This window comes from Arthrobacter sp. RAF14 (assembly GCF_052114185.1).
Taxonomy (GTDB): Bacteria; Actinomycetota; Actinomycetes; order Actinomycetales; family Micrococcaceae; genus Arthrobacter_E.
Genome location: NZ_JBFREG010000007.1, coordinates 144,258 through 168,286, shown reverse-complemented (window position 1 = coordinate 168,286; position 24,029 = coordinate 144,258). Strand labels below are relative to the sequence as shown.

At 68.3% G+C, this 24,029-nt stretch carries 18 protein-coding genes and 1 pseudogene; 12 read left to right on the top strand and 7 right to left on the bottom strand.

What is annotated here, in order from left to right; all coding sequences use genetic code 11:
- Together AB4Y75_RS14860 and lipB are read right to left on the bottom strand one after the other, a co-directional pair.
- Positions 1 to 149: pseudogene (locus tag AB4Y75_RS14860) on the bottom strand (lipoyl synthase); the annotation flags it as partial.
- A complete protein-coding gene (gene lipB, locus AB4Y75_RS14855) occupies positions 146 to 814 on the bottom strand; it encodes a lipoyl(octanoyl) transferase LipB (protein ID WP_441436649.1) in 669 nt (222 codons plus the stop codon). The gene lipB and the pseudogene AB4Y75_RS14860, both read right to left, overlap by 4 nt.
- 174 nt (positions 815 to 988) lie before the next feature.
- Between lipB and AB4Y75_RS14850 the strand changes: the two genes are divergently transcribed.
- From AB4Y75_RS14850 to AB4Y75_RS14840, 3 genes are read left to right on the top strand one after another with little or no spacing between them, the layout of a single operon-like run.
- Positions 989 to 2,569 (top strand): protein kinase domain-containing protein, encoded by a 1,581-nt coding sequence (locus AB4Y75_RS14850; RefSeq protein WP_441436648.1) that lies wholly within the window; start codon positions 989 to 991, stop codon positions 2,567 to 2,569.
- A 46-nt stretch (positions 2,570 to 2,615) separates the two neighbouring features.
- On the top strand, positions 2,616 to 6,071 hold the full coding sequence (locus tag AB4Y75_RS14845) for a S41 family peptidase (protein ID WP_441436647.1): 3,456 nt from the start codon (positions 2,616 to 2,618) through the stop codon (positions 6,069 to 6,071).
- A gap of 19 nt (positions 6,072 to 6,090) precedes the next feature.
- Positions 6,091 to 6,675: an HdeD family acid-resistance protein gene (locus tag AB4Y75_RS14840; protein WP_441436646.1), complete on the top strand. Its 585-nt coding sequence runs from the start codon at positions 6,091 to 6,093 to the stop codon at positions 6,673 to 6,675.
- Between the two features lie 98 nt (positions 6,676 to 6,773).
- On the opposite strand, the gene AB4Y75_RS14835 is transcribed toward AB4Y75_RS14840, so the two are convergent.
- Positions 6,774 to 7,202 carry an OsmC family peroxiredoxin gene (locus tag AB4Y75_RS14835; protein ID WP_441436645.1) on the bottom strand — a complete coding sequence of 143 codons (429 nt, stop codon included), beginning with the start codon at positions 7,200 to 7,202 and terminating at the stop codon, positions 6,774 to 6,776.
- Positions 7,203 to 7,393: 191 nt separating this feature from the next.
- On the opposite strand from AB4Y75_RS14835, the gene AB4Y75_RS14830 reads away from it, so the two are divergent.
- Complete coding sequence (locus AB4Y75_RS14830) at positions 7,394 to 7,768, top strand: VOC family protein (protein ID WP_441436644.1); 375 nt, start codon at positions 7,394 to 7,396, stop codon at positions 7,766 to 7,768.
- 81 nt (positions 7,769 to 7,849) lie between these two features.
- On the opposite strand, the gene AB4Y75_RS14825 is transcribed toward AB4Y75_RS14830, so the two are convergent.
- The 4 genes from AB4Y75_RS14825 to AB4Y75_RS14810 all read right to left on the bottom strand — a co-directional run bounded on the left by AB4Y75_RS14825 (position 7,850) and on the right by AB4Y75_RS14810 (position 13,329).
- Positions 7,850 to 8,206: a hypothetical protein gene (locus tag AB4Y75_RS14825; protein WP_441436643.1), complete on the bottom strand. Its 357-nt coding sequence runs from the start codon at positions 8,204 to 8,206 to the stop codon at positions 7,850 to 7,852.
- A gap of 104 nt (positions 8,207 to 8,310) precedes the next feature.
- A complete protein-coding gene (gene sucB / locus AB4Y75_RS14820) occupies positions 8,311 to 10,047 on the bottom strand; it encodes a 2-oxoglutarate dehydrogenase, E2 component, dihydrolipoamide succinyltransferase (RefSeq protein ID WP_441436642.1) in 1,737 nt (578 codons plus the stop codon).
- A gap of 123 nt (positions 10,048 to 10,170) precedes the next feature.
- Complete coding sequence (gene lpdA, locus AB4Y75_RS14815) at positions 10,171 to 11,550, bottom strand: dihydrolipoyl dehydrogenase (RefSeq protein ID WP_441436641.1); 1,380 nt, start codon at positions 11,548 to 11,550, stop codon at positions 10,171 to 10,173.
- Between the two features lie 276 nt (positions 11,551 to 11,826).
- Positions 11,827 to 13,329 (bottom strand): leucyl aminopeptidase, encoded by a 1,503-nt coding sequence (locus AB4Y75_RS14810; RefSeq protein ID WP_441436640.1) that lies wholly within the window; start codon positions 13,327 to 13,329, stop codon positions 11,827 to 11,829.
- A gap of 170 nt (positions 13,330 to 13,499) precedes the next feature.
- Here AB4Y75_RS14810 and AB4Y75_RS14805 point away from each other — a divergent pair, with 170 nt between their 5' ends.
- The 8 genes from AB4Y75_RS14805 to AB4Y75_RS14770 all read left to right on the top strand — a co-directional run bounded on the left by AB4Y75_RS14805 (position 13,500) and on the right by AB4Y75_RS14770 (position 24,010).
- Positions 13,500 to 14,576, top strand: a complete 1,077-nt coding sequence (locus AB4Y75_RS14805) for a proteasome assembly chaperone family protein (protein ID WP_441436639.1) — start codon at positions 13,500 to 13,502, stop codon at positions 14,574 to 14,576.
- A 116-nt stretch (positions 14,577 to 14,692) separates the two neighbouring features.
- Positions 14,693 to 16,000, top strand: coding sequence for an MFS transporter (locus tag AB4Y75_RS14800; protein ID WP_441436638.1), 1,308 nt, complete (start codon positions 14,693 to 14,695; stop codon positions 15,998 to 16,000).
- Positions 16,001 to 16,200: 200 nt separating this feature from the next.
- On the top strand, positions 16,201 to 17,523 hold the full coding sequence (locus tag AB4Y75_RS14795; RefSeq protein ID WP_441436637.1) for a DUF4192 family protein: 1,323 nt from the start codon (positions 16,201 to 16,203) through the stop codon (positions 17,521 to 17,523).
- Positions 17,524 to 17,941: 418 nt separating this feature from the next.
- Positions 17,942 to 19,222, top strand: coding sequence for an RNA polymerase sigma factor (locus AB4Y75_RS14790; RefSeq protein ID WP_441436636.1), 1,281 nt, complete (start codon positions 17,942 to 17,944; stop codon positions 19,220 to 19,222).
- Positions 19,223 to 19,396: 174 nt separating this feature from the next.
- Complete coding sequence (locus AB4Y75_RS14785) at positions 19,397 to 20,140, top strand: tyrosine-protein phosphatase (RefSeq protein ID WP_441436635.1); 744 nt, start codon at positions 19,397 to 19,399, stop codon at positions 20,138 to 20,140.
- 15 nt (positions 20,141 to 20,155) lie between these two features.
- Positions 20,156 to 21,424 carry a class I SAM-dependent methyltransferase gene (locus AB4Y75_RS14780; RefSeq protein WP_441436634.1) on the top strand — a complete coding sequence of 423 codons (1,269 nt, stop codon included), beginning with the start codon at positions 20,156 to 20,158 and terminating at the stop codon, positions 21,422 to 21,424.
- 97 nt (positions 21,425 to 21,521) lie between these two features.
- Positions 21,522 to 22,775 carry an ROK family transcriptional regulator gene (locus tag AB4Y75_RS14775; protein ID WP_441436633.1) on the top strand — a complete coding sequence of 418 codons (1,254 nt, stop codon included), beginning with the start codon at positions 21,522 to 21,524 and terminating at the stop codon, positions 22,773 to 22,775.
- A 284-nt stretch (positions 22,776 to 23,059) separates the two neighbouring features.
- Positions 23,060 to 24,010 (top strand): methylenetetrahydrofolate reductase, encoded by a 951-nt coding sequence (locus tag AB4Y75_RS14770; RefSeq protein ID WP_441436632.1) that lies wholly within the window; start codon positions 23,060 to 23,062, stop codon positions 24,008 to 24,010.
- Positions 24,011 to 24,029: the final 19 nt, after the last annotated feature.

The window sequence follows — 24,029 nt, the reverse complement described above, 5'->3', positions numbered from 1 at the left end:
CCTTCTTTTTTGACGAGGTTTTTCAGGCCGACGAATTCGGGTCCCATCTGGACTTTGGCTTTGATCCAGTCGGGTTTGCGTTCCACGGGGGTCGCGGCGTTGCGTTGTTCGATCCGCAGGAGTTTACGGCCTTCGGGGACAAGAGTCACTTGACTGCTCCTTCTTCCACGGCGACGAGTTCGCTCTCGTGCTTGCGGAACTCTTCCATCACTCGCTCAACAAGGTCAGCAGGCGAGATGTTCCGTCCGGTCTCCAGGGCGATCGTGGTCACCCCGGCATCCGAAATCCCGCACGCGACGATCTGCGCGTACGGGGCTAGGTCATTGTTGCAGTTGATGGCGATCCCGTGCATGGTGACGCCTTCATGGACGCGGATGCCGATGGCGGCGATCTTCCGGTCCGGGCCCTTGTCGTCGGCGGTGATCCAGACGCCTGCGCGGCCGTCCACCCGGGTGGATTCGATGCCGTAGTCGGCGAGCACGTCGATGATGACGTCCTCGAGCCGGTGGACGTAGTCGCGGATGCCGGCCGGGTTCTTGAGCTTGATGATGGGGTACGCCACCAGCTGGCCGGGGCCGTGCCATGTCAGCTTGCCACCACGGTCCACGGGCACCACGGGGGTGCCGTCGAACGGCCGTTCGTGATCTTCGGTGCGTTTGCCTGCGGTGTACACGGCGGCGTGTTCCAGCAGCAGCACGGTGCTCGGACGGGAACCTTCCAGGACCGCGGTGTGGAGCTCGCGCTGCACATCCCAGCCGTGAAGGTAGTCGACGTAGTCCGGGGCGAGGCCCAGAGTCGAGAACTCCAAAGTCATGCGTATCAGCTTAGACCTGTGGGGCCTGACGGCAGGCCGTTGTGGCGAAGGTCTCACTGCCCCGGGGATTGTTACCGCCGCCTCTACGGGTGCCTGTGGATAACTTCTGCGGGATGACCCCGTCCGGCGTCACAGTAGAAGAGGACGGTGTGAAGGGCTCATTCAGGAGGCGGCATGAGTGTGGAATGGAATGCGGACAGCGACGCACCGGGCGACCTGCCGGCCCCGCGGGTGCCGGGCCATCGCGTGGTGCGCAGGCTGGGTTCCGGCTCCGGCGGCGACGTCTGGCTCCTCGAGGACGACGACGGCGCGCGGCGAGCCGTGAAGGTGCCGCGCCGGGCCGCGTCCCGGCCTGGTCCGGACGGCCCCGACCTTCAGGGTGATCGGCTGCTGGGCGAACGGCTGCTAGGCGAACGATGGAGGGTTCAAGGGATCAGACACCCGCATCTGCTCCCTTTGCACGGGCTGGTGACCGCCGAACTGCAGGCGGAGGACGGTTCGATCATCCGGGTTCAGGGAGTGCTGATGGATTTCGCGCCCGGCGGATCGGTGGGCAGCCTGGTGGCGGCCCGTGGCACGCTCAGTGCCGCCGAGGTGGTCACGGTGACCGTTCCGGTGGCGCACGCTCTGGCCGCGCTCCATGCCCGGGGGATCGTTCATGGGGACGTCTCCGGCGGGAACATCCTCTTCTCAGCAGAGGGTGCTCCTCTGCTGGCGGATTTCGGGCAGGCGAGTCTGACGGGGGAGCGACGGGTGCGCCGCGCCACACGGGCCTTCGCCGAGCCGGGAGTGCGGCACGCCCAGGCCGCGGGAGACGTCTACGCCCTGGCCGCGGTCGCCTGGTGGTGCTTGACGGGTGAACCTCCGGGCGAGCCGGCACACCGGCCGCCCCTCCCGGTGCTGCGTCCCGAGGTGCCTGCGGGACTGGCTCTCGCGCTGGAGGGAGCGCTGGCCGAGTCCGCGTCTGAACGGCCGTCCGCCCAGGAGTTCGCCCGTGCCGTGCAGAGGGCGTGCCCGGCGTCGCCGGTGCAGATCACCGCCGGTGCCGCCCGCGAGGACCACCGCGAACTGGCGACGGCGCTGGTGCCGTCCCGGAACCCTCCGGTGAGCAGGCGGAGCCGTCGTTGGACTTCGGCCCGGCAGGGGGCAGGCGGCATGCACCCGCGAAAGCCGAGCCGGGTACGGGTCGCCGCGACGGCAGCCGTGGTGGTGGTACTGGGCGTCGCCTCGGTACTGGCAGGGACGCAGCTGGCCGGGACACAGCCGGGCAGGACGGCGCAGATCACGGCACCCGCCGAGAGCACATCGCCCGTTGAGGCCGTGAGGCCGTCCCTCCCCAGAGCCACCACGCCGGAGGAGCTCGTGGCCGCGGTGCGGCAGCTCGTGGGGGTCAGGAGTGCCGCCCTCGGCGACCGGGACGTCGGCCGCCTGAGCTCGGTCTACGACGACGAGGCACCCGATGGGAGCGCTGCCCGAGGCCGTGACAGCCGGTTGATCGCCCGGCTGCTGGCCGAACACCGGCACTACGCGGGCTACCGGCCCGTGGTCCGCAGCGTCCGGGTGGAGGACGCCCGCACACAGGATCGTGCGGTGCTCAGCGTGACCGTGGTGACGCCGTCGTTCCTGGTGTCCGGCGACGGCGGAGGCGCGGCGACGCCCACCGCCCGCAAACCGGCACGCACCGAAACGCTGAGTCTCACACTCGCCCGGCGGCACGGTGTCTGGCGGATCGAGGCCGTGGCCCCACGCGGGTGACCGTGGCATCCCCGGGGGTGCGGGACGGGCTGGTTAGGATCGAACCATGACACACCAAGGCTATTTGAGGTACCCCCACATCCATGGTGATCTGCTCACGTTCGTCGCCGAGGATGACGTCTGGCTGGCCCCGCTCACCGGCGGCAAGGCCTGGCGCGTCTCCGCGTTGAACCTGCCGGCCAGGAATCCCCGGTTCACCCCCGACGGGAAGCGTCTGGTCTGGACTGTCACCCGCGGATCCGCACCCGAGGTGGTGACCGCGCTCCTCGACGGCGGGGATTTCCGGCAGCTGACGCACTTCGGGCATGCCACCACCCGGAACAAGGGATTCCTGCCGGATGGGCGGGTGCTCGTCACCAGCGCCTTCCAGCAGGGTGATTCCCGCCTCGCCCACGGCTATGCGGTGCCGCTCGACGGTGGCGCTCCGGAGCCCCTGGGCTACGGCCCCTTGGAGAACGTGGCATTCGGACCGGCACTGGGCGACGAGAAGCCGGTGGTCCTGGCTTCGCTGCTCTCGCGGGAGCCCGCCTGGTGGAAGCGCTACCGTGGCGGCACGGCCGGAAAGCTCTGGATCGACGCTGACGGCAACGGGGAGTTCGAGCGCCTGGTGCCTGAACTCGACGGCAATCTCACCGACCCCGTCTGGAGCGGGGGCCGGATCCACTTCCTCTCCGATCACGAGGGCTACGGCAACCTCTACTCGGTGACTGCTGATGGGCAGGGGCTGCGGCGCCACACGGACCACGAGGACTTCTATGTCCGGCACGCCTCGGGGGACGGCACCCGCCTGGTGTTCGAGTCCGCCGGCCGGATCTTCCTGCTCGACGGCGACGGCACGGAAGCCCGGCCCGTCGACGTCGAGCTTGCCTCCGTTCGTCCGGCCTCCATTCCGCTGGACGTGTCCGCTCATCTGCGGGAAGCGCAACCTGACACCAGCGGCGACAGCAGCCTGGTGGTCAGCCATGGCGCACTCCACTGGCTCCGGCATCAGGAGGGCCCGGCGCGCGCCGTCGAATCCGACAGCTCCGTGCGCGCCCGGCTGCCGCGCTTCCTGGCCGATGGCCGGGTGGCGTACCTTCACGACCGCGGGGGAGAAGAGTCCCTCCTGGTGACGTCGCTGGTCCAGGATGCCTTCGGCGGACCGGCACCGGCCCCCGCACTCGCACCGGGTGAGCCCGCGGCCCCGGAAGAGGCCGATGACGACGGACTGCCCCGTCCCGTCTCGGCCCTCGGCGTGCTCGGTGACTCCGCACCGGTGGACGTCCGCGATCAGACCGACCCCGAGGACCACGCCGAAGAGGTCGCCGCCGGCGTGGCCCCTGAAACCGGAAGCCCGGCGCAGGAAGCCTCAGACGACGCGGACGGTCCCATCGAGTTCACCCCGCCCGCCAGGGTGGTCAGCCTGGAGCCGAGCCCCGATGGCGAGTGGCTCCTGATGGGCACCGTCTTCGGAGACGTCATCCTTCTGAACACCCGCACGGGCGAGCAGGAGAGCGTGGCCTCGCCCGGCGCCGGCACCGTGGACCACCTGGCCTGGTCCCCGGACGGCTCCTGGTTCGCCTGGTCCCAGGCGGTGGACGGGAACTCTGAACGCCGGTCGATCCGGCTGCGGTCGCGCGAGGCCGGCTCCTCGGTGCTGGAAGTCACGGACGGGCGATTCCTGGATTCGCACCCGGCGTTCACCACGGACGGCAAGTTCCTGGCGTTCCTCTCGAGCCGCAGCTTCGATCCCGTCTACGACGGCCAGAGCTTCGACCTCTCCTTCCCGCATCCCATCAGGCCCTACCTCGTGGCGCTGGATTCGAGCACGGCGGCGCCGTTCGGTCCGCGCGTCCCCGAGGCCCCTGCCGGTGCGGCGGCCACGAGTGACGCGGCGGAGAAGGACTCGGCCCCCGCGCAGACACTGGTGGAGCCTGTGGGCCTCGCCGAGCGGGTGATCTCCCTTCCCGTGGAGCAGGGCAACTACGAGCACCTCACGGCCGTTCCGGGTGCGCTGCTGTACCTCGACGTTCCGGTCAAGGGTGTGCTCGGCGATGGCCGGGCGAAGGTCACGGACAAAGCGCCGAAGGCGCCCCTGGTCCGGCTCGATCTCCAGAGCGGCAAGACCCGCATCGTGGCCGAGGACGTGGAGTCCTACAGGCTGTCGGGCGACGGCTCCACCGCGGTGGTCCAGGCCGACGGCAAACTGCGGACCGTGTCCACCGGCGAGACGGAACAGGATCCCGAAGATCTGGAATTGGACCGCATCAGGGTGTTCCTGGAACCGCGCAAGGTCTGGGCCCAGCAGTACCGCGAGGCCTGGCGCCTCCAGCGGGACTTCTTCTGGGACGAGGACATGGGCGGACTCGACTGGGAAGCCGTGTACGAGCGTTATCTGCCGGTGCTGGACCGGGTAGGCGGCTATGACGATCTGGTGGACCTGCTCTGGGAGCTGCATGGCGAGCTGGGCACCTCCCACGCCTACGTCCGTTCCGCCGAGCCGAGCGAGAAGGGCAGCGGGCGTCAGGGATTCCTCGGCGCCGATCTCAGCCTGAGCGACGCCGGCTGGACCGTGGACCGCGTGCTCGACGGCGACAGCTCCGATCCCCAGGCCATCTCACCGCTGCGCCGTCCGGGGGCGGACGTGCGCGCCGGGGACGTGCTGCTGGCGGTCGACGGCGTCGCCCTCGGAGGTCCGGAAGGCCGGACTCCGGGCGAGCTGCTCCGCGGCGCCGGCGGACGTCCTGTGGAGCTCACGGTCCGGACGGCCGGGCAGGCGGCCCGGCGGGTCGCCGTCGTGCCCCTGGCCACGGAGGAGCGACTGCGCTACCAGGACTGGGTCCAGTCCAAGCGGCGCATGGTCCGTGAGGCCTCCGGCGGCGGATTCGGTTACATCCACATCCCGGACATGCAGGCGCACGGCTGGGCTCAGCTGCACCGCGACCTGGAGACGGAGTCCCTGCGCGACGCCCTTGTGGTGGACGTCCGGCGGAACCGCGGCGGACACACCTCGCAGCTGGTCGCGGAGCTGATCGGCCGCACGGTCGACGCGTGGATGATGCCCCGTGGCGAATACCCGGTGGTGTACCCACGCCTGGCCTCTCGAGGCCCCGTGGTCGTCCTGACGGATGAGTTCGCCGGATCCGACGGGGACATCATCACGCAGATCGTCAAGATGCGCGGCATCGGGCCGGTCATCGGCACGCGGACCTGGGGCGGCGTGGTCGGTATCGACATGCGCTTCGACCTGGTGGACGGCACGCCCGTCTCGCAGCCGCGTTACTCGCACTTCTTCGGCCAGGGCATCGGCTGGGGGGTGGAGAACCGCGGCGTCGACCCCGACATCGAAGTCCTCTTCCCGCCCCATGCCCACAAGGCCGGCACGGACCCGCAGCTGGAACACGGCATCGGCGTCCTCAAGGAGATGCTCCGGGAGATTCCCACCAAGACACCACCGGGCAGGGACACGATCCCCGGCCTGGTGCCCCCGCCCCTGGCACCCCGCCCGGGCGGAACGTCCTGACAGCAGAAGGAGTCACACCATGAGTGAATTCGCAGGGGGCCGCACTGCGGCGGAAGGGTTCCGGGCCTTCTCCCGGGCGCTGATCGGGCTCGGGCTGCTCTCCATCGTCCTCGGCCTCATCATCTGGTTCTGGCCCGGGGCATCTCTCCTGGTCCTGGCCGTGTTCTTCGCCATCAACGTCTTCGCCACCGGCGTCGCACGGCTGATGACGCTCGGCAGGATCCCGTCCGAGCCGAAGTCCGGGAAGGTCCTCTACGGGATTCTGGGCGTGCTCACCGTCCTGGCAGGCGTGCTGCTGATCTTCCGCCCGGGGGAGTCCCTCGTGGTGGTGGCGGTGCTGCTGGCAGCCGGGTGGATCCTGGAGGGCGTCGCGCTCCTCTGGGCGGGAGTGGCGTCCGCTCCGGGCGCCAAAGCCCTGCCCATCACGATGGGCGTGCTCTTCATCCTCGCCGGGCTGGGTGTCGCTCTCTTCCCGCTCTCCTCACTGGTGTTCCTCGCGGTCTGGGCGGGCGTGAGCCTGGTCATCCTGGGCGTGGGCCAGCTGGTCTACGGCATCCGCTTGAACAAGGCGGCCCGGGAAGCGGTTTCGACGACGGGTCTCTGATGCTCAGGTGAGCGACGGCGGGGTACCGCCGGACCGCTGAGGAAACGGCGAAGGGCCGGGGAACGGATCATCCGTTCCCCGGCCCTTCGTTGGTGCGCTCAGGCGTTGAGCGTGGCGTCCAGGGTGATCTCGATGCTGGACAGCGCGGCGGAGACGGGGCAGCCGACCTTGGCGGCCTCGGCGATGCGCTGGAAGTCCTCCTCGGAGATGCCCGGGATGGTGGCGACCAGGGTGAGCTTGCTGCCGGTGATGCCGACACCCGGCTGGAAGCCGACCTCGGACTTGGTGCGGATCTCCGTGGCGGTGTAACCGGCCTCGGCCAGCTCGTTGCTGAAGGCCATGGAGAAGCAGGCGGAGTGGGCTGCGGCGATCAGTTCCTCGGGGCTGGTCTTGCCCTCGGCGGCCTCGGAGCGAGCCTTCCAGGTGACGGGGTGGGTGCCCAGGGAGGAGCTTTCGAAGGTGGTCTCGCCCTGGCCCTCGAAGAGGTTGCCGGTCCAGACGGTGGAGGCGCTGCGGGTCACTGCCATGAGTTGCTCCTTGGAGTGTGATGGGGTTCGGCCTGATCTCGCTCGGAGAGGCCCTTGAGCACCATCCTAGGGTGTTCCCGGGCCCAGTGACACCCGCCGTGGCGGCGTCCGGAATGTGACGGGAGGGCCGCGGGTTCGGGCGGGTTCCTGACGGCTCCCCATGGCCTCTGAGCTGGCTTTAGACTGCTGCCATGAGTGAAGAGAAGCGTCCAGTGGCGCGCGGAACCGTCGCGTCGATCGTCGTCAACACCACGGATCCTCAGAGCCTCTCGGGTTTCTGGGCCCAACTGCTCGAGCTGTCGGTCGAATCCTCCTACGAGGGGGAGTTCGTCTGGCTCAGCGCCGTCTCCCCGGGCGGCCCGAAGCTCGCCTTCCAGCGGGTGGATCACCCGAGTGACGGCCCCCGGCGTCTGCACCTCGACCTGCACGCAGAGGATCCGGATGCTCTGCTCTCCCGGGCGGTGGAGCTGGGCGCCTCCGAGTCCGCGCGGCACTCGATCGGTGACTTCGGCTGGGTGGTGCTGCAGGATCCCGACGGCAACGAGTTCTGCATCGCCCAGGGCTGAGATTCCCCGGAACAGCGAAGGGGCGGGAGAGCAAGTGCTCTCCCGCCCCTTTCCGTGGTTCCAGGCGATGCGCTCCGTGGATCAGTGCCAGAGGGCGGCGATGGCGATGTTGACCAGACCCAGGCCGCCGACGGCGTGAGCCAGACCCAGCGAGATCGGCTGGCCCTTCTTGCTCTTGATCTTGGCGATCGTGGCGGCCACGGCGATCACGATCGCGATCAGGAACTTGATGCCGAGCTTCATGTGGTTGGCGTCGTACGGCATCACATGCGCCATCAGCATGATGTACATGGCCAGGCCGGTGATGACCTGGAGCATGGCACCGTCGAACTGACGCGGGTGGACCGTGGGGGACTTCATGTTGGCGATCCAGGGGCCCACCACCATGGCGGCGCCGACCAGATGCAGGAACAGGACGATGTAGTAGACGACAGTCATGAATCCAGTTTAGCGACACTCTGTCAGAAAGTTCTACCGGGCGTAGAACGACGGCGGTCCGCACCCTTCCGGGTGCGGACCGCCGTCGTGTGCTGCGTGGAGACTTACAGTCCGAGATCGCCCTCGAACGCGCCGCCTTCCAGGCGGGCCTTGACCGTCTGGAGGAAGCGGCCGGCGTCGGCGCCGTCCACCAGGCGGTGATCGTACGTCAGGCACAGGTACATCATGTGGCGGATGGCGATCGAGTCGTTGCCATCGACATCGGTGACGACCATCGGACGCTTGACGATCGCACCGGTGCCGAGGATGGCGACCTGCGGCTGGTTGATGATCGGGGTGTCGAAGAGAGCCCCGACCGAACCGATGTTCGTGATGGAGAAGGTGCCGCCGGACAGCTCGTCCGGGCCGATCTTCCCATTGCGGGTGCGGTTGGCGACGTCGGCGATCTTGCCTGCCAGTCCGGCGAGGTTCAGGTCACCGGCGTTCGACACGACGGGGACCAGCAGGCCCTTGTCGGTGTCGACGGCGAAGGCCAGGTGCTCGGCGTTGTGGTAGGTGATCTGCTGAGTCTCTTCGTTGTACTCGGCGTTCAGCTTCGGGTGAGCCTTCAGAGCCTCGGCCACGGCCTTGGCGATGAACGGCAGGTAGGTGAGGTTGACACCGTTGACGGCCTTGAAGTTGTTCTTGGCCGAGGCCCGCAGCTTGACGATGCGGGTCATGTCGATCTCGTGGACCTGCGTCAGCTGAGTGGACACGTCCAGGGATTCGCGCATGCGGCGGGCGATGACCTGGCGGATGCGCGGGGCCTTCTCCGTGGTGCCGCGGAGCGAGGAGGCGGCGACGGCGGGAGCTGCGGCCGGCGCGGCAGCGGCAGGAGCCGCCGCCGGAGCGGGGGCCGCGGCCTTCTTGGCCTCGATGGCCGCCTGGACGTCCTGCTTGCGGATCCGGCCGCCGACGCCGGTGCCGGACACCGAGGCCAGATCTACGCCGTTGTCCTTGGCGAGCTTGCGCACCAGCGGGGTGACGTAGGACTCGGCGTCGGACGCGGACGTGGCCGGGGCTGCAACAGGCGCTGCAGCGGGTGCCGCGGGAGCAGCGGCGGCAGGGGCCGGAGCAGCAGCCGGTGCAGGCGCTGCGGCAGGAGCCGCAGGTGCCGGAGCAGCAGCCGGAGCCGGAGCGGCAGCAGGTGCGGCCGGCGCTGCGGGTGCTGCCGCCGGGGCAGCGGCGCCAGCGGCACCGATCACGGCGAGAACGGAACCGACCTCGGCGGTGTCGTCCTCGTTGACGCGGATCTCCAGCAGAGTACCCGCGACGGGGGAGGGGATCTCGGTGTCGACCTTGTCGGTGGAGACCTCCAGGAGGGGCTCGTCGACCTCGACCGAATCGCCCACGGCCTTGAGCCAGCGGGTGACGGTGCCTTCGGTCACGGACTCGCCCAGAGCGGGGAGCGTGACCTCGGTGCCTTCACCGCCGGATGCGGCGGGAGCCTCGGCGGCGGGCGCCGCCTCCTCAGCCGGGGCAGGCGCGGCGGGGGCCTCGGCCGCGGGGGCCGGGGCGGCTTCCTCGGCCGGAGCCGGTGCGGCAGGCGCCTCGCCGGAGCCCGAGCCGTCGCCGATGACGACCAGAGCTGCGCCGACCTCGGCGACCTCGTCCTCGGCGACCAGGATCTGCTCGATCACACCGGCGATCGGGGACGGGATCTCGGTGTCGACCTTGTCGGTGGAAACCTCCAGCAGCGGCTCGTCCACTTCGACGCGGTCGCCAACGGACTTCAGCCAGCGGGTGACGGTACCTTCCGTGACGCTCTCGCCGAGTGCGGGCAAGTTAACGGATTCAGACATGTCGTCCCCGTTCTCCTTAGTGATCTAAATGCGGTGAAAATCTGGTGCGGAAGACCGGTCGCGCTGAGGGGCCCTCCAGGGGTGGGCCGGGGCGCCTGTGACAGGCGCCCCGGCCCGGGGGTCTCAGCCGTGCAGCGGCTTTCCGGCCAGGGCCAGCGCGGCCTCGCCGAGGGACTCGTTCTGCGTCGGGTGGGCGTGGATGAGGGTGGCGACGTCCTCCGGGAAGGCCTCCCAGTTCACGATCAGCTGGGCTTCGCCGACCTGCTCGCCGAAGCGGCCGCCGATGCCGGTGACACCGACGATCGGGCCGTTCTTCACGCGGATCATCTTGACGATGCCGGAGGTGCCCAGGATCGAGGACTTGCCGTTGCCGGCCAGGTTGTACTCCTGGGTCTCGATGTTGTCCTTGCCGAACTTCTCCTCGGCCTTGGGCTGGGAGTAGCCCACGGACATGATCTCCGGCTCGCAGAAGGTGACCTTCGGGATGTTGACGTCCTCGACGACCACCGGGTTCAGGCCGGCGATCTCCTCGGCCACGAAGATGCCCTGCTGGTAGCCGCGGTGGGCGAGCTGCACGCCGGGGACGATGTCGCCGATCGCGTAGATGTTGCCGACGCCGGTGTGCAGGCGCTCGTTGGTGATGACGAAGCCGCGGTCCAGGGTGACGCCCTGCTCGGCGAAGCCGAAGCCTTCGGTGACGGGGCCACGGCCCACGGCGACGAGGACGATGTCAGCGGAGACGGACGTGCCGTCGGCCAGGGTCACGGTGGCCTGGTTCTCGTCCTGCTCGACCTTCTCGAAGAAGACACCGGTCTTGAACTTGATGCCCTTCTTCTTGAACTCGCGTTCCAGGACCTTGATGATGGCCGGATCCTCGTTGGGGACCAGGGAGGGCAGACCCTCCACGATGGTCACGTCCACGCCGAAGGAGTTCCACATGGAGGCGAACTCGACGCCGATCACGCCGCCGCCCAGCACGATGGCGGAGGAGGGCAGGTCGCCCATCTCAAGCGCCTCGGTGGAGGTGATGACCCGGCCGCCGATCTGCAGGCCCATGGTCTTGGAGGTGGAGCCGGTGGCGAGGATGATGTTCTTGCCCTTGTAGGCGACACCGTCGACGGTGATGGTGTCGGGGGCGGTGAGCTGGCCTTCACCCTCGATGACGTTGACCTTCTTCATCTTGAGAAGACCGGTCAGGCCCTTGTGCTTGCCGGCGACGATGCCGTTCTTGTGATCGCGGACCTTGCCCAGGTCGATCGAGTCGAGCGTGGTGTTCACGCCGTACTTGGCGCCTTCACGGGCGTTGTCGGCCAGTTCCGCGGAGTGCAGGTAGGCCTTCGTGGGGATACAGCCGGTGTGCAGGCAGGTGCCGCCCAGCTTGGCCCGCTCCACGAGGCCCACCGTCATGCCCAGCTCCGTCGCGCGGATGGCCGCGGAATAGCCCGCGCTGCCGCCGCCGAGGACGAGGATGTCGAATTCTTGCGCAGTTGCCGCTTCGGCCACGTGGACGCTCCCTGAGTTGTCGAGACGGTGCCGGTCGGCACCCTCTGGTCTGGAACTTTTCCTGCCGCGATTATGCCAGCAGGTCGGGTTCTTCTGCAGTGGTCATGCTTTTGTGACTGCCTGGGAAACAGCCACAGAGCCATTCGCTTTCACCTTAGCGTCACCCCGACCATGGTGCACCTTAAAGGGGTCCGGCGCGGCGACCTTGTGCTGTGACTCACGTTCATTTAATGAACGGGCCTCAGAAAGTCGCCGCGCCGGAGGGTTCGGGGCTGCTCAGGAAGCCAGGCCCGCGATGTACTCCACCAGGGTCCGGAGGGCGGCGCCGGTGGCCTTCTTCGGCGTGTAGCCGTAGGCGGCGGCGTTGTTGAAGGACGGGCCGGCGATGTCGATGTGAGCCCAGGAGATCGGCTCACCGGTGGCGTCCTCGCCGACGAACTCGCGCAGGAACGCGGCGGCGGTCATCATGCCGCCGTGCCGGGCGCCGATGTTGGCGAGGTCCGCCACCTCGGAGTCGAGGCTGGGGCGCAGCTCCTCGGGGATGGGCATGGGCCACATGAGCTCACCGGCGGCGTCGGCGGAGGCCTTGAGCGCCTGGGTCACACCCTCATCGCCCATGAGACCTGCGGTGCGGTCACCGAGGGCGATCAGCTGCGCTCCCGTGAGGGTGGCGACGTCGATCACCACGTCCGGCTGCTCCTGGCTGGCCGCCACGAGACCGTCGGCCATGACCAGACGGCCCTCGGCGTCGGTGTTCAGGACCTCGACGGTCTTGCCGCCGAAGATGGTCATCACGTCGGAGGGGCGCTGGGCGTTTCCGCTCGGCATGTTCTCCGCGATGCAGAGCCAGGCCGTGACCTTGACCGGCAGACCGAGTTCGGCGGCTGCGAGGGCGGCGTTGAGCACGGTGGCGGCGCCCGCCATGTCGCTCTTCATCTCGTCCATGTTCGCCGGCGGCTTCAGGGAGATGCCGCCGGTGTCGAAGGTGATGCCCTTGCCGACGAGCGCCACGTGTGCCTGGGCCTTGGCGGGTGCGTACTCCACCTTGACCAGACGCGGGGGACGGGCGGATCCCTTGCCGACACCCAGGATGCCGCCGAAGCCCTCCTTTTCGAGGCGCTTCTCATCCCACACCGTGACCTTGACGGGGAGCGACTTCGCGGCATCCTTGGCAGCGGCGGCGAACGTCTCCGGGTAGAGCGCGTTCGGCGGCTGGTTCACCAGGTCACGGGTCGCGTTGACGTAGCGCCCGACGACGGCGGCCTTCTTCAGCGCAGCCTTGGCCGCCGGGCTGCCGGCGAGTTCGCTGTGGATGCGGACGGTGGAGACCGGAGCCTTCAGCCCTTCGCGGGTGGAGCGGTACTCGTGGAACGCGTAAGCCCCGAGCGCGGCGCCCTCGGCGACGGCGGCCAGGGCGGCCTCGTCCGGCGCGGGGAGAGCGATCGTCACCGTGGCGGTTCCGGCGAGCTGGCGCACGGCCGAGCCGGCGGCGCGGCGGAGGGACTCGGCGTCGTCCTTCTTGCCCAGTCCTGCCAGGGCGATCACCTCGGCGCCCAGCTCGGGAACGCCGGGCAGGCGGTGCAGCTGATCCGGGGCGCCCGTGACGCCGAGCAGGGCCAGCGAGGACTGGATGGCCTCGGACGCCTTGGCGCTCAGGGGGCTGACGGCGAGTTCCGGTCCCTCCTTGCCCTGGCGGACGCCGATGACCACGACGTCGCTCGGTTTCTTGCGCAGATCGCCGCTGACTGTTTCAAGGGTGACTTCGTTGCTCTTGGCCACGAGTTCCTGCCTCACTTCTGGTGTACGGGTGGACATCCTTGTCGCACATGTTCAATGGTGCGGACGCGGTGTGGCGTCCTTCACCATCTAAGATCGTAGCCCGTGACACTGAGTCGCAGGCCGGTGCGGGAATGCGAGGACGCTCCCGGACGTTGAGCCATCAATCAGACATGACGACGATTCCCGGCCTGGGGCCGGTTGGTGTGGAGGGTACTTTGTTCGACCAGACGTACGGGACGCTGCTTGATCCCGCCGGGCTCTACCGGGCGGATGAGGAGCTTCTGCAGGATGCGTCATTGAAGGGTCTCAATCTCCTCATGGCGTTCACCGGATTCGCGGATGCCGGGCACGTGGTGCGGCAGATCTCCTCCGAGCTGCTCGATTCCCCCTCGGTCCGTCCGGTGGCCGTGTTCGACGCGGACCAGCTCCTTGATTACCGTTCGCGCCGCCCTCATCTGACCTTCGTCGAGGATCACCTTCAGGACTACGCGCCGCCGCGGCTGGCGCTGTATGTCCTGGAGGACCCGCTGGGGACGCCGTTCCTCTTCCTCGCAGGTTTCGAGCCCGACCTCCAGTGGGAGCGGTTCGCCCGGGCCGTCGTGAGTCTCGTGGAACAGCTCGACGTGAACCTGGTGACCTGGGTCCACGCGATCCCCATGCCCGTCCCGCACACCCGTCCCGTCGGGGTGACGGTGCACGGCAACCGGCCCGAGCTCATCGAGGGCATCTCGGTGTGGCGTCCCACGGTGGAGTTCCCCGCGGCGATCGGGCATGTCCTGGAGCTGAAGCTGATCGCGGCGAAGCGCAATGTGGCCGGTTACGTCATCCACGTGCCGCACTACGTCGCCGACGCGGAGTACCCGCAGGCCGCCGTCGCCGGGATGGAGTATCTGGGCGCGGCCGCCAATCTCATGCTGCCGTCCGATCGTCTGCGCGAGGTGGCCCGGGACGTGGCCCGTCAGATCGCCGAACAGATGGAGGCCAGCGAGGACGTGCAGCAAGTGGTGCGCAACCTCGAGGAACGGTACGACCAGCACAGTGAGAACACCGTGCGCCGGTCGCTCCTGGCCGATGAGAATGACGAACTGCCCAGCGCGGAGTCTCTCGGCGCCGCGGTGGAGGCGTACCTGGCGCAGGAACTGCTGAGCCAGGAGGACGACGACGCCGGGACCGGCGAAGGCACGGAAGCCGCAGGTGAGGCGGAGGACGACGCGCCGGGGCACGGCCGGAGGCAAAGCGGCACCTGAGCGCCGCCCCTGAGGGCTGACGCCCCGTGCCGGGAGGCCCGGCTCCGGCCTCCCAGGCCGGAGGCGCGGGGTGCGGCCTGCCCGATGCGGAAGACCCGATGCGGAAGAATGGACCCGTGAGCAGCGTGCGTTCGTGGGTGATGTGGGGTATCGGAGTCTTCGCGTATCTGGTGGCGGTGACACAACGGACGTCCTTCGGTGTGGCCGGCCTGGAAGCCACCGATCGGTTCCACGCCAGCGCCGCCGCCATCTCCGCGTTCTCCGTGCTCCAGCTCCTCGTGTATGCGGGCCTGCAGATCCCCGTGGGGGTCCTGGTGGACCGTCTCGGGCCCCGCAACATGATCGCCATGGGCGCGTTTCTCATGTTCCTAGGACAGGCGCAGCTGGCGGCCGCCGATTCGGTCGCGGCCGGGGTCGTAGGTCGTGTCCTGGTGGGCGCCGGTGACGCCGCCACGTTCGTCTCCGTCCTGCGGTTGATCCCCGCCTGGTTCCCGGCCCGCACCGTGCCGCTCATGACGCAGTTCACGGGCATGGTGGGTCAGCTGGGACAGCTGGTCAGCGTCATCCCCTTCGCATTGCTCCTTCACACCACGGCGTGGACCCCGGCCTTCCTGTCGTTGGCGGGTCTGTCCGCGCTCGCGTGCGTCCTGGTGATCGCCTTGCTGCAGGACACCCCACACGGGCGTGCCAGGCCTCAGTCCGCCGGAGGGCTCAAGCAGATCGGTGCGGCGCTGGCCCAGTCCTGGAAGGAACCCGGCACCCGTCTGGGGCTGTGGAGCCACTTCACCACCCCCTTCGCCGGGACGGTCTTCGCCATGGCCTGGGGTTACCCTTTCCTGATCTCGGCCGAGGGACTGGACCGGGGGACCGCCTCCGCGGTCATGAGCCTTTTCGTCCTGGTGGCCATGGTCTCGGGTCCCTTCTTCGGCCGGTTCGTCTCCCTGCACCCGGTACGGCGCTCCTCCATGGTCCTCCTCGTCTCGCTGATCACGGGAGCGGGATGGCTCGCAGTGCTCCTGTGGCCCGGGCGGGCGCCGCTGTGGCTGCTCATCGTCCTGGTGGTGGTCATGGGCATCGGCGGGCCGGCCTCCATGATCGGCTTCGACTTCGCCCGGACCTCCAATCCGGTGGAGCGGATCGGCACCGCCACGGGAATCGTCAATGTGGGCGGGTTCGTCGCGGCCCTGCTGAGCATGTACGTGATCGGACTGGTCCTGGATCTTCTGAACGCGAGCGGATTCTCGAACGGTGAGCTGTACGGACTCGAACCGTTCCGCATCGCCATGTCCACCCAGCTGCTTTTCCTCCTAGTGGGGATGGTCGCGGTGGCCGTGGTGCGGCGCAGGGCCCGCCAGGCCGCCGGTGTCACCCCCAGGCCGCTGGCGCGGGTGCTGTGGGAGCGCTCGCGGCGCGGCAACCGCTGAGTCCTGCTCCTGGGCGTTTTCGGGAGGCGAGCGGGTGCTGACTTTCTGACGGCCCCGAAGTCACGATGGGCCGGACACCCGTATCAGTCCCGGGACCACAGACCCCCAGAACTCCCTGTCCACAGAGGGACTTGAAGGTCCTGTCCACAGAGGGACATACCGTAGTCCCGCTCCGCGGCTCCACTTGCGAGAGTGGCCGCATGAACACCGCATCACTGACCGCCCGGGGACCGGAGGACATTCTCGCGTACATCCCCCATGCCATCGGATTCTGGCCCCGGAACTCGCTGGTCTGTCTCACCGCACGATCGGGCCGCATCGGGGCGACGCTTCGTGTCGACCTCCCGGACCGCCGGCTTCGAGGCGAAGCCCTGCTGGGATATGCCCGTGCCGTCCTCGCCTACCTGGAACACGACGCCGCGGCGGACAGCACCTTCGTCGCGATGTTTCAGGACAGCCCGGTGGACTCGGTGCGGACTGAGAGGGCTGAACTCATGGCGCTCCTGGCCTGGATCCTCGGGCAGGCCGGGCGTCCGCTGCAGGAACTCTGGCTGGTGGGCTCCGATGGCTGGAATGGTTCAGGCTGCCGTCACTCCGAGTGTTCACTCACGGGGGACGGGCCCTGCGCCGGCGCGGGACCGCACCCCTTGGATCTCATCCGTGACTCCCGCCTGGCTGCCGAGCTGGTCTATCAGGGCAGTGCGGTGGATCCCCATCCCTCGGCGTTCTCGCGCCGTCCCCTGCAGGGTCCGCGGAAGGGACCGCGGGGAACGCGGGAAGGCGTAAGAGACCCGGGGGAGCGGGACAGTCCGGCTCCCGGCCCGGCCCCGGAGGCCGGTCCGGTCTCGTGCGGCACCCCGAGCCTGCTGGAGGCCCTTGAACACTGGGAACCGTATCTGAACGGCTCCGCGGTCTGGGCTGATGTGGCTGACATGATGGGCGAACAGTCGAGGCAGATCCTGTGCCGGACTCTCGAGGTGCCGGCGCTCCGGGACGCTGTGTACGTGTCGGCGGGGTCGTCGTGGCAGACGGCATATCAGGGTGGGCTGGCCGCCGAAGCCTCGGTGGAGGACGCCGACCGCTCGATGAGTTCCACCGGGTCCGGAGTGGTCCCCGGCGTCGTCCGGGACGATGGCGAGGGGAGACCGCACCCCGGTGGTCACCCTCTCGTGTCCTGGCTGGGGCTGTTCGGTGACGTGATGGTGGCCGAGAGCGGCTCCGGTCCGGACTGGGACCGCATGAATCGCTTCGCCGCGGTGCTGCAGGAGATGGTCCATGCCGCGGGGGACCGCCCTCCGGCCGGTGTTCTGACCGGCCTGGCCTGGGTCGAGTGGTGCCGCGGACGGGGCTCGCACGCGTCCGCCCTGCTGGACCGCGCGCTGGAAAGGGAGCCGGGGCACCGGCTGGCGAGGCTGCTGAACAGGGCCGTCCTGAGCGGAGCACTGAGCGGCTGGGCGAGCAAGCGGCACAGCAGCTGGCGGCGGACGACTGCCGGGGGATCGCTTCGGGACGAGGACGGCTGACGGAGTGGAGATCGGTGAAAGTGCGAGAGACGCGAGAGGCAAAGGAGCCGGACGGTGAGGGGTGAAGCCGTGGGAAGCGCCGATACGGTCCCGTCGGTGTGGCAAAGAACACCTTGAAGACGCGCCGGAAATGGGTATCCTGCCGACCCTTGCTGCGACGCACCCGCTTTTCGTGAGAGACTATTAGCCGAGACCCGGTTGGGTCCGTGAACTTGAAGGTTGTCGTCCCGAAGCCGCTGAAGCTCCGGGGAACAATCCGCAGGCTGGTGGCGTTGTCTAAGACAGGCTCTGCTGGTCTGGAGTAACTGCCGCTGGCAGCACGGACTTGACAGGGTCATAGTGGTGTTGCCCTCCGGGACACCGCCAGGCGCTGCTAGAAAGGGTTTCTGTGACCACTCCCACGACGAAGGAAACTGCCGTGAAGGCCGAGTTGACTGACGAGGAGAAGAAGAAGGCGCGCGCCGCCAAGGCTGCCGCCACACGCGCCGCGAACAAGGCCAAGAAGGAAGCCGCGGCTGCGGCGGGGCAGGACGACGCCGCCCCCGCGACGCGTCGGCCGGCCGCGAAGAAGAGCGATGCCGCTCCCAAGGGCCGGGGCCGTAAGGCCGCCGGCTCCGATCTCGACGAATCCTCGGACACCGTGGAAGAAGAGCTCACTGAAGATGCAGAGCCGGAGCTGGCCGAGGCCGATGAGGCGACGGCCAAGCCCGCCGCCACCGGCAGCGGTTTCGTCTACTCCGATGCGAGCGATGACGATGCTCCGGTGCAGCAGGTCATGTCCGCCGGCGCTACTGCGGACCCGGTCAAGGACTACCTGAAGCAGATCGGCAAGGTGGCGCTTCTCAACGCCGAACAGGAGGTCGATCTCGCGCTCCGCATCGAGGCCGGTCTCTTCGCCGAGGAGAAGATCGCGGCCGAGGGGGACACCATGGACCCCAAGTACCGCCGCGAACTCGAATTCATCATCCACGATGGCAAGCGGGCCAAGAATCACCTGCTGGAGGCCAACCTCCGCCTCGTGGTCTCCTTGGCCAAGCGCTACACGGGCCGTGGCATGCTCTTCCTGGACCTGATCCAGGAAGGCAACCTGGGCCTCATCCGTGCCGTCGAGAAGTTCGACTACACCAAGGGCTTCAAGTTCTCCACGTACGCGACCTGGTGGATCCGTCAGGCCATCACCCGCGCCATGGCGGACCAGGCCCGTACCATCCGTATCCCGGTGCACATGGTCGAGGTCATCAACAAGCTCGCCCGCGTCCAGCGCCAGATGCTGCAGGACCTCGGCCGCGAACCCACGCCGGAGGAGCTGGCCAAGGAACTCGACATGACGCCCGAGAAGGTCGTCGAGGTCCAGAAGTACGGCCGCGAGCCCATTTCGCTGCACACGCCTCTGGGCGAGGACGGTGACTCCGAGTTCGGTGACCTCATCGAGGACTCGGAGGCAGTGGTTCCCGCTGACGCCGTGAGCTTCACCCTTCTCCAGGAGCAGCTGCACTCGGTGCTCGACACGCTGTCCGAGCGTGAGGCGGGCGTGGTGGCCATGCGTTTCGGCCTGACCGACGGACAGCCGAAGACTTTAGACGAAATCGGCAAGGTCTACGGCGTCACGCGTGAGCGCATCCGCCAGATCGAATCCAAAACGATGTCCAAGCTGCGCCACCCGTCCCGGTCGCAGGTCCTCCGGGATTACCTGGACTGAGGTCATGTACGAAGTCCCCTCGTGGTCCGGTCCGTTCCGGGCTGGAACCACGAGGGGACTTCCGCAGTTAAAGCACAAGGCGCAGTTAAAGCACAAGGCGCAGTTAGAGTACGCAGCGCAGTTGAAGCAACAGAGCCCAGTTAGAGCACAGAAGCCCAGTGAAGGAGTCATTCGTTGATCGGCCAGGCCGCCCCATTGCCCAGGACCTACAACTTCCGTGGCCTGGGATCCCTTCCGGCGGGTGATCGCCTGACGAGGGAGGGCGTCTTCTTCCGCTCGGATGCCCTGCACCTGCTGACGGATGACGGCCGGAACCTCTTGCGTGACCTGAAGGTGGCCACGATCCTGGACCTCCGGGACGACGACGAGGTGCGCTATGCACCCAGCGCGCTCGACGGGCTGGATCTGGAAGTGCTCCGCGGCAATGTGCTGGCCGGCGCGCTGGGCACCTCGCTGCAGAACCTGCCGACCCTCGCCGGCCTCTACCGCATGATCCTGGCGCAGGGCGGTCCGGTGGCCGCGGACCTCGCGCGCAGCATCACGCGCAACGCCGCCGCAGGACGTTCCACCCTGGTCCATTGCACGGCAGGGAAGGACCGGACCGGTGTCATGGTGGCCCTGCTGCTGGACGCCGTCGGGGTGGACCGCGAGGTGATCGTGGCCGATTACGCCGGGACCGAGGCGAATCTCGCTGGAGAGTGGCTCGAAGGGGTCAAAGTGCTCCTCGGGAAGCTCGGAGTTCCGCTCAGTGAGCAGGTTCTGGCGGTCGTCGGCGGGAGCCCTGCGTCCGCGATGCGCGAAACCCTCGAACTGCTCGACGCCGATTTCGGCGGGGGAGCCGGATACCTCCGCCGCCACGGCCTGGCGGACGCGGAACTGGTTGCGCTGCGAGCAGCTCTGCTGAGCGACGGTGTGTGAGTTTCAGTGAATCTTGTGAATCTTGTGAATCCTGAAGCGATTCACCGCGCGTTGAGCCGGTGGCCGGAAGTCGACGCGGAGAACCTCCAGGCCTACGACGCCGCGGACCGCCTTCTCCTGGAGCATGCCTCAAGGCGGCTGGATCGGCTGGCTGCTGAGGGACTCTCCGACCCGGGGCTCGTGGTGATCGGGGATCGTTACGGCGCGATCACCTTGCCGCTGCTGGCAGGATCCCCGGAGGGCGGCGGGGCGCCGGTCTCCACGCTCAGGATCTGGCAGGACCTCGCCACGGGCGAGGCCGCCCTCGATGCCAATGCCGCCCGGCTAGGAATCAGCGGCTTCACGCGAATCCGCGACGACGAGACTTCCGCAGGTCTCTACGGACCGGCTCTGCTGGCCGGGGCGCGGCTGGTCCTGCTGAGACTTCCGAAGAATCTCGCCGAGCTGGCAGAACTCAGCGAAGCCATCGCGGAACACGCTCATCCTGAGGTGGTGGTTCTGGCGGCGGGCATGGTCAAGCACATGACCCGTTCCATGAATGAGGTGCTCGGCGCCGATTTCGGCTCCGTGACCGCCAGCCTGGCCAAGGGCAAGGCCCGGGTGCTGACGGCGAGCTCGCCCCGCCCCCAGGAGGACACTCCCGGTGGGCAACTCGCCGGGACGCCGGCTGGCGGACGCAGTTCGCAGTCCTTCCCGGCGCGGGAACGCCACACGGGCCTGGGGAGGGACGGGGACCTGGAGATCGAGGTGTATGCCCACGGGGCCGTCTTCGCCGGGGCCAAGGTGGACATCGGGACGCGTTTCCTGCTGGATTTCCTGCCCCGCATGCCCAAGGTCAGGACGGCCATCGACCTCGGCTGCGGATCGGGCGTGCTCGCGACACTGCTGGCGGCGTCGCAGCCGGAAGTCCGGGTGGCGGCATGCGACGTGTCCGCGGCGGCGGTGCGGAGTGCCCGGCTCACGGCCGAGGCCCACGGAGTGGGAGACCGGGTTCTCGCCGTTCACGCGGATGCCCTCGAAGGATTCCCCCCGGCCTCGGCGGAGCTGATCCTCCTCAATCCACCCTTCCATCTGGGTCACAGCGTGCATGCCGGTGCTGCGATCAAGCTGTTCCGGGCCGCCGCCGAGGTGCTGGCGCCCGGCGGTGAACTGTGGACCGTGTGGAACAGCCATCTCGGTTACCTCCCCGCCCTGGAGAAGTTCGTGGGGGCGACCGAGATCGTGGGCCGGAACAGCAAGTTCACGGTCACGCGAACCCGCCGCCGCGCGGCAAAACCGGCATGATCGGCGCTAAACAGGTCGGTTGCAGGTTCCGGGACCCTGTGACTGGTAGCCTACGAGCAAACGCCAGTTGCCCTGCACTTTTCTTGAAGGAGAATGCGTGACCGAGCTCCGCACGCCCGCCTCGCGGCGCGGAACCAACCTACCCAAGATGGGCGACTTCAACCTGACGGTGATCCTGGACACCATCCGGCGTTCGCCTCAGGGGCTGAGCCGGGTTGAGTTGGCGGGACTGGTCGGGCTGTCGCCGCAGACGATCTCCAACATCTCCCGCCGTCTGCTGGACCAGGGCCTCATCATCGAAGCGGGCAAGGCCGGCGTCGGTCCGGGGAAGCCCCGCACCATCCTGCGCTTGAATCCGTCAGGCATGTACGCCGTGGGCGTCCACGTGGATCCCGCGCTCATCAGCTTCTCCGTCCTGGACCTGACGGGGAACGTGGTCCTCGACTCCAAGATCGACACCCCGGAGGCGGGCGAACCGACGGCGGTCATGGCAGCGATCGTGTTCGAGGTCCAGCGTCTCATCGAGGAATCAGGAATCGACCCCGCCAAGCTCACGGGCCTCGGGGTGGCTGCTCCTGGACCCATCGATCTGGACGCGGGCACCGTGGTGAACCCGCCGCTGCTGGAGGGCTGGACCCGCGTCCACCTGCGGGACGCGCTCAGCAAGGCCACCGGTCTGCCCGTCGTTCTGGACAAGGACGTCACCGCGGCCGCAGTGGCCGAGACCTGGGTGGCCGGAGACAGCGCCTCCAGCAACTTCGGGGTCTTCTACATGGGCACCGGTATCGGCTGTGGCCTGGTCCTCAATGACGAGGTCTTCCGCGGCGCCAGCGGCAATGCGGGGGAGATAGGCCACATCGTGGTCGATCCGGACGGTCCGCCCTGCGATTGTGGTCTGAACGGCTGCGTGAAGTCGACGGTCATCCCACGCGTCCTCGTGGACGCCGGCGCGAAGGCCGGATTGGTGGAGCCTCTCACGGAGGGGGACTCCGGCGTCGTCGTGCAGGAGCGCTTCAACCGGCTCTGCGACGCGGCCGACCGGGGAGACGAGAATGCGATCGCGATCCTGGACCGTTCGGCTCTGCACCTGTCCCGCGCCGTCTCGGTGATCGCGAACGCGATGGACCTGGACCGGGTGGTGTTCGGTGGACCGTTCTGGACGAGGCTCGCACCGTACTACCTCAACCGTGTCCCGGAACAGGTGGCACATGGCGCCGACGCGCGGGACATCCACGTGCCCCAGGTCGTCGGCAGCCGGGTGGGGGAGGACGTCGGCGCCATCGGCGCGGCCTGCCTGGTGCTGGAGCACGCCCTGGCGCCCCGCTCGGAACGGCTGCTGCTGGGCGGCTGAGCCGCCGTCTCACGATTTCCACGCCGTGGCGCTGAACATTGTTCGGCGCCACGGCTTTTTGCTCCGTAAGATTGCGTCTTAATTCGGCGTCGCGTTTGCCGGGCGATTCCCTGTCCTCGTACTGTGGACACATCAGTTACCGCGGTAACGTGTCAGCGACCCTCTCATGGAGGGTGTGGGTGCCCCCATGTGGGCCTGACATTTGCACACGGCGACGGACCAGGCGTCAGCATGCGCGCCGGTCTGCCGTGCTCATCCATTACGTCAGACGTCGAGGATTGCAGATGTCCCCACCCAGCCTTATCGACCGACCCCTTCAGTACCAGGGCACAGCGCCCGTGGCACTGTCGTACGAACTGTTCCCTCCTCGTTCCCAGGCCGCAGAGGAAGTCCTCTGGGCCACGATCCGGGAGCTGGAGGCCACCGCGCCGGACTATGTGTCCGTGACCTACGGAGCGAGCGGCTCCAATCACGACACCGCTCTGGATCTGGTGGCCCGGCTGCAGGAGGAGACCCTTCTCCGGCCCTTGGCCCACTTGACCTGCGTCGGGAACACCGCCGCTGAACTCGCAGGAATCGTGGCTCAGCTCCTGGACCACGGTGTGCGTGGCATCCTGGCCCTGCGCGGAGACCTCCCGCGGGACGGATCCACACTGCCGGACGGTTCCCTGCATTATGCCCAGGACCTCGTGGAGCTCATCCGCAGGGTGGAACAGAGCAGGTCCGCCCTGCTCTGTGCCGGAAAGGTCGCCATCGGTGTGGCCGCCTATCCCACCCGCCATCCGGAATCGCCCAGCGAGGCCCATGATGTGGAAGTGCTGCTCGCCAAGCAGCGCTCCGGCGCCGATTTCGCGATCACCCAGGTGTTCTTCCACGCCCGGCAGTACGAGGACCTGCTCGTCCGTGCCCGCCGGGCCGGAGTGACCATCCCGATCATCCCCGGCGTCATGCCGCTGACCAGCCTGCGGCGCGTCACCCGGCTCTCCGAGCTGTCCGGCGTCGCTCCCGACCCGGCGTTGATGCACGCGCTGGAGACGGCGGGCAGCGACGTGGCGGCGCAGCGGATCGGTGTCGCAGCCACCGTGGACCTGGCCAATGCGGCGCTCGATTCCGGTGCGCCGGGCCTCCACCTCTACACCTTCAACGAGCACCGCCACGCGCTCGACGTGCTGGACGGCCTGAACCTCCCGCGCCCCAGCCGCCCGCTCCACGAGCGCGCCGCGCTGGCTTCCTGACGACAAACACCCCCACCCG